Source organism: Marinactinospora endophytica (assembly GCF_054780875.1).
The window spans coordinates 1-5,498 of record NZ_BAAGVM010000027.1 but is presented as its reverse complement, the minus strand read 5'-3'; the positions used below and the strand labels follow the sequence as shown (position 1 = coordinate 5,498).

The following is a 5,498-nucleotide window of genomic DNA, read 5'->3' as shown; positions in this document are numbered from 1 at the left end:
CTCCACACCATCGGGTACGAGTACCGACTGCCTGAACAATCACCTGCGTCACCCTAAGAGTGACACCGCCAAGGGTGCCCTCGCGCGCGTACGCGGGTGCGCGCGCGTACGCGCGCGTACGCGCGCGCGTCACATCCTGTACCCGTCCGCCACCTGGGGTGAAGGTGAGTGGCTGGGGCCTGTGCTCCCCCGCTGCGCGACCCTGTGGTGACCCCGCTGTGGTGACGCCCCGTGATCACCTGTACAGCGTAAAGACGCCTGCTCTGCGGGGTTTGCGCCTCCCCCTGGCGCTGCCCCTGCCGGAGGGAGTGAGGGGAGGGAGCCCCCCCCCCTGCACATGAAAAAACGCCCTGACCAGGGCGTTTACTCACGTACAGGGGGGGGAGGTCGTTCTGCCGTCGGTCGGTCGGTCGGTCGCACACTCCCACGCAGGGCACTACTCCTGCGTCAGGGCGGGATGTGCAGCTGATCTGTCCTACGCTCCGGTCGATCGTGCGTAGGCGCCACTCTGCGTGGCTGTGGTGTGGGCCTGCCGTGTTCCACGACGCAGTTTCCCGCGTCGCAACCACCACCTGTCAGCTGCTCCAGTCACCAGGTATTCACCTTCTGAGGGACTGGACCTTGGGCCAGGGCTTTAGTTACCCGGTGGGATCTTCCGGGGGGAATCACGAGCATCTTTTCCCTTTGCCCGCATCACTGCTGGGGTATGATGAGCCCTAGGTTTTCAATTTCGACAGTTGCAAAACCTATCAGCAAAAGGACCCCGTTCACGGGGTCCTTTTCGCTTCCTCCCCCTTTTTCGCAGGAAATCGCGAAGTCAAGCACCCTTGCTTCCGGCGTGTCGCGAGGTCCGCGGGGCCGGCCGGAGCGCAGCGAAGGCCGTCCCCGCGAAGCCCCGGCCACGGGTCAGGGGCGGCGCGCCGTCCCCGCTGGGACGCCCCGCCACCGCACGTCGGGGGACGCGGGGACGGTGCGCCGCGTCCCTCCCCCTGCCAGACCTCAGCCCCAGGAGGTAGACGATGACGATGAAGCCGTTGCACGAAGCCCCCCACCTGCCTCCGGGCGGGCTGCCCAGTGATGAGCAGATGCAGCAGACCCTCCTCGACGCCCTGGCGGCGGCCGGTGTCGAGGTCGGCTCCTACGATCTCCAGATCGTGAATTGGCTGGCCAGAATGGACTGGACGGCCTTCAGCACGATCGTCTCGTGGCTGGAGCGGGCAGCCCAGCGGTAGATCCGTTCCTTCACCCCCGGCCGGGAGCCGGGCCACGCCGGGGCGTGTGGCCGGGGGTGGCTAGGTGTGTTCCTCTCGTCGCCGCTGGCGGACGCCTGCCGGGGCGGGGCTGCTGCGCCGTGAGAACGGCGCGTACAAGAGCTTCGTCGTGACGTCGCCGCGCCGCTCGGTCCTGCTCCTCGGTCATGCCGAGATCGGCACGGATGGCGGCGTGCTGGGCCTGCTCGATCTGGCGGCCGATGGCCGCCCCCTCCCTCATCGCGGCTCCAAGCTGGATGCTCACGGCGGCCCGGCGTTCCTCGACGCCGGACCGGCTCATTCCAGCTCGCCATCGTGCAAGGCGCCCCGCGAGCGCGTCCAGTTCGGCCAGCTCCGCCCGCGCGGCCTGGACGCGGGCCTCTGCAAGCGCCTGAGACGCACGCAGAGCGGCCATCGTCGGCGCGGCGGCACGAGAGTGCAGTCCGCGCCCTGCGCGCGCGTCAGCGGCGCTTAGACGCGGCGCCTGCCACCGATCCGCCCACCGCAGGTGCGCCCCGCCAGCGGTGCCTCCAGCCGACTGTGAGCGGGCCGCGACGGCCTCCGCGATGTCTTCGGCGGTGCGGGCGTCGATCCCGTGCGGGGCGTCGCGAGCGACGGCCGCGATCACATGGGGATGGGCCATAGCCGCGACCGGATGCCTTGCCCAGAGCTGGGCAGCGATGCGGTCGGCACGCTGGGCCTGGGGCTCGTCCTGGGGGTACTCGCCCCGGCTGCTCAGCACTGCGGCCGTCTGGTCCGGGGTGTGACCGGCCGCTGCCGCCCTGGCTGCCCATTCAGCGCGCTGGTGCTCCTCAGGCGTTCGCCGGTCCTTGGGCTCGACCGTGCGGCGGGCTGCCGCACGCCGCTGTGCAGCGCTTGCTCCTGGACCTGCGGCATGCACTGCCTGGTCCCGTCGCCGACTGTAGAGATCCCGCAGGTCAGCCCTGATTTCGGCTAGCTCCCACTGCTGGGTACGTTCGTCGCGTTCCCACCGCAGCGGCCCAAGGTCGGCCGCGAGGTGCGCTCGAAGACGAGCACGGTGCAACTCACCAAGAGCTGGCACGGCGCGGTACAGTTCCCGGCCTCCGGCCGCGATCCCACCCCACCGCCCATCCGCTCCAAGGGCCACGTTCGGGATGAGCACGTGGGCATGCAGGTGCGGGTCGGACACCCCCTTCACGGGGCGGGCGGTGGTGTGCAGCGCGATGGTCGCGGTGAAGCCCTCCGTGGCCACCCTGCGAGCGCGTCGCCCGCGCCCATGGGCGCCTCGCTGGCCTTGCCCGCACCACTTCTCAGCCGCTGCCACCACATCGCGCACAGCAGCCATGTAGGCCCGCTCGACCCGCGTCGCGACCTGCGGCGACGATAGCGCCCATAGCACACTGACGCTCTTTGGGCAATCAAGCGTCAGATCCCACCCCCGGACCCGGGAGTCCTGCCGCTCGTCGGCGTGCTGCCGGGCTCGGGCTAGATCGGCCGGGGCGTACACCTTGGCCAGGTTCACCCCGGCCGCGCGGGCGACGCGCTCGAGGTCCCGCACCGCGACGGCGTGGCTGGGGTCCCGCTCGACCCCCCGCGCCATGCGGGCGATGCGACGGCCAGCCCACGAATCCGCAGGCAGCGCCACGCTGTCGAGCGCGGAGAGCATCGGCGCGGCCGGAAGCCGTGCGGAAGCGGTGGTCCTGGTCTTCGCGCGCACCAGCTGGCCCCCCGTGTCAGGGTGGGCTCCCACCATCAGCGCGCGCACCTCGTCCAACTCGGTGACGCTCACCGCCGTACCGGCCTGCCGTCCCAAAGCTGCCCATCCCGACCCGACCCGTACCACGGGGCGGCCAGATGCGATCCGGTACTCCGTCGCCGCGTTCCGCGGGGATGCCCGATCCGCGCCACATTCCGCCCGCAGGCGGTAATCACCCTGGGCCGCCGTGCGGATACCGGTCACACGGGCCACCAGATCCCCCTCCCCGTATGCGAGCGGAGCGAGCATACCTGGGTACCCCTGCGCTCATCCCGTCACTGAGGCACCAGACCTACGGCAGGGCACCACCCGTGCGGAAGGGCTGCCGGGAAGCGCAGGGGCCGGTGCGGCGCGCGGCGAAGCCGTCGCGCCCGCTCTGGCCCCGCAGCGTCACCCACCCACGGACCGCGGTGGGCCGGCGGCGCGCCGTCTCACCGGACCCGCGCCCTGCGCGCACACCGGTGCGCGCGGCCGGCCCACCGCGGTGCCCAGAGGGAGGAAGCCCAGACGCCCAGCGGCGCGGGCTGGCAGGATCAGCCCATGACAACGGCGCTCGCAGTGGATGTGGATGCGCGGGGAACAATTCGCGAGGTCGCGGTCCTCGGCGGGGACGGGACGGTGCGGCTGCATCTGGTAGTCGGACCGGGCAGCTGGCCAGCGGTGCTGGCCGCCCTCGACCGCGTGCTCACCGGCCGGGTCTGGGCCTCGGGGTGCCGGGAGATCCAGGCCGCCCTCACTGACACCACGCGCCCCTTCCCCGCGGCCTATGACCTGCTAGAGAGCATGGCGCGACGGCTCGAATGGGGTGAGGTGGGACCTCTCAGAGGCGCCCGTTCTCCACTCGACCAAGCGCGCGCGGTGCTGGCCATCTCAACTAAAAGTTGAGATGGCCTGGTAGAGCGTCACCGGCTCCACCACGGCGGACGCGCTGCGGGCGTAGCGCAGCGCGTCCGCCTCGTCGACGAAGGCGGCAAGGATCTTGGTCTCGCCGCCTTCGTCGGTGAGGACGAGGTAGATCTCCACTGGGCCTCCTCTTGCTTCAGAGAAGCAGACTGGCAGCACCGAGACATGTCTTGCTTCAGAGAAGCAGACTGGCAGCACCGAGACATGAGTGAGGCCCGACCCCCCCTCGGGCCGGGCCTCTAGCCGCTTCCCTCTGCGGCCTCCCCCGCTGCGCGGGGAAGCTCCTAAGCGCCGTTCAGCTCCGCCAGCCGTCGCCCCACCCCATCCGGCGGGCACTCCAAGAGTCGGCGTAGCTGCGCAGCGGAGTCCGCCCCCAGCGTGGGCTGAAGGTCCTTGTGCCGCTCGGACGGTCGCAGGGTGGCGTACCAGCCGGCCGGGGTCCCTTGGTCAGTGCGGGACCTCCAGACCGTGTACGCCGGGTGGATCGCGGACAGCTCCGCTAGCTCCGCTGCCTCGCTGTGCTCCATGTGTTCTCCCTTCACACGGCGGGGCAGCGACGGCCTCTCCGGCGGTGGCCTCCACCGCTCACGGGGTCGCTCTCGGGGCTGCACTAGCCGTGCTACCTCCTCCAGCTCCACCCGCTTCACTCCCCTGCGCCAGTGATCTAGAACGAGCGTAGCGCGATCTAGATCACTGCGCCAGAGCCTTGTCCTAGTACGCTCGATAGTGATCTAGATCAAGGAGTTGGCATGGCGGACACAGCGGCCACCGGGCCGCGATGGACACAGCGGCCACCGGGCCGCGATACATGCAGGTAGCGGAGATCATCCGGAGGCGCATCCTGGACGGCGACCTTCCCGAGGGAAGCAAGCTTCCAGGCCAGCGCGAGTACGCCGCCGCCCACGGCGTAGCCGTCGCCACCCTGTCCCGCGCCCTAGAGCAGCTTCAGGTGGAAGGACTGATCCGGACCAGCCAGCGAGGAACCTTCGTCGCGAACTCTCCGATCCTCAGCAGCTCGGGCGGGCGGGACCGAGTGACCCGCGTGCTGCGGACCGGCAGCACCCTCGCTGCCGGTGAGACGGTGATCATCACGGCCGCCGAACTGGTGAAGCCGCCGCTGTATGTGCTGGACATCTTCGGGCTAGACCAGGGTGACCAGGTGGTGCGCCGCGAGTGGCACGTGGGCCGTGGCAGCCAGCGCAGGGGGCTACACGTGGACTGGTACCCGGCCAGCTTCGCGGCACTGGTGCCCGACCTGCTCTCCCGGGCACCAAGCAAGCTTCCGGGCCTCCTCCTCAAGGTGGTGACCGCCACCGGACGACGGCTAGAAGACGCCCGGGACGACATGCATGCCCGAGAAGCAGACCAGCGGGAAGCCTCTTACCTGGGCCTCAAAGTGGGCGCGCCGATCCTGGCCGGGGCACACAGGATCTGGGACCAGCAAGGAGTGATCCACTACGGCGAGTGGTGCCTGCCTCCGCTCCACACCATCGGGTACGAGTACCGACTGCCTGAACAATCACCTGCGTCACCCTAAGAGTGACACCGCCAAGGGTGCCCTCGCGCGCGTACGCGGGTGCGCGCGCGTACGCGCGCGTACGCGCGCG

Annotated in this window: 5 protein-coding genes; 3 read left to right on the top strand and 2 right to left on the bottom strand. The window is 70.2% G+C overall.

Features of this window, described 5'->3' with window-relative positions; translation table 11 throughout:
- The first annotated feature begins 1,019 nt into the window (after positions 1-1,019).
- Entirely contained in the window at positions 1,020-1,232 is a 213-nt protein-coding gene (locus tag ACYVHU_RS26575; RefSeq protein ID WP_498949908.1) for a hypothetical protein, read from the top strand.
- Between the two features lie 10 nt (positions 1,233-1,242).
- On the opposite strand, the gene mobF is transcribed toward ACYVHU_RS26575, so the two are convergent.
- A complete protein-coding gene (gene mobF / locus ACYVHU_RS26570; RefSeq protein ID WP_498949906.1) occupies positions 1,243-3,237 on the bottom strand; it encodes a MobF family relaxase in 1,995 nt (664 codons plus the stop codon).
- Positions 3,238-3,528: 291 nt separating this feature from the next.
- On the opposite strand from mobF, the gene ACYVHU_RS26565 reads away from it, so the two are divergent.
- Positions 3,529-3,873, top strand: a complete 345-nt coding sequence (locus ACYVHU_RS26565) for a hypothetical protein (RefSeq protein ID WP_498949905.1) — start codon at positions 3,529-3,531, stop codon at positions 3,871-3,873.
- Here ACYVHU_RS26565 and ACYVHU_RS26560 read toward each other — a convergent pair.
- A complete protein-coding gene (locus ACYVHU_RS26560; RefSeq protein ID WP_498949903.1) occupies positions 3,859-4,011 on the bottom strand; it encodes a hypothetical protein in 153 nt (50 codons plus the stop codon). The genes ACYVHU_RS26565 and ACYVHU_RS26560 overlap by 15 nt on opposite strands.
- Before the next feature lie 658 nt (positions 4,012-4,669).
- On the opposite strand from ACYVHU_RS26560, the gene ACYVHU_RS26555 reads away from it, so the two are divergent.
- Positions 4,670-5,428 carry a GntR family transcriptional regulator gene (locus ACYVHU_RS26555; RefSeq protein WP_498949902.1) on the top strand — a complete coding sequence of 253 codons (759 nt, stop codon included), beginning with the start codon at positions 4,670-4,672 and terminating at the stop codon, positions 5,426-5,428.
- The last annotated feature ends 70 nt before the right edge of the window (positions 5,429-5,498 follow it).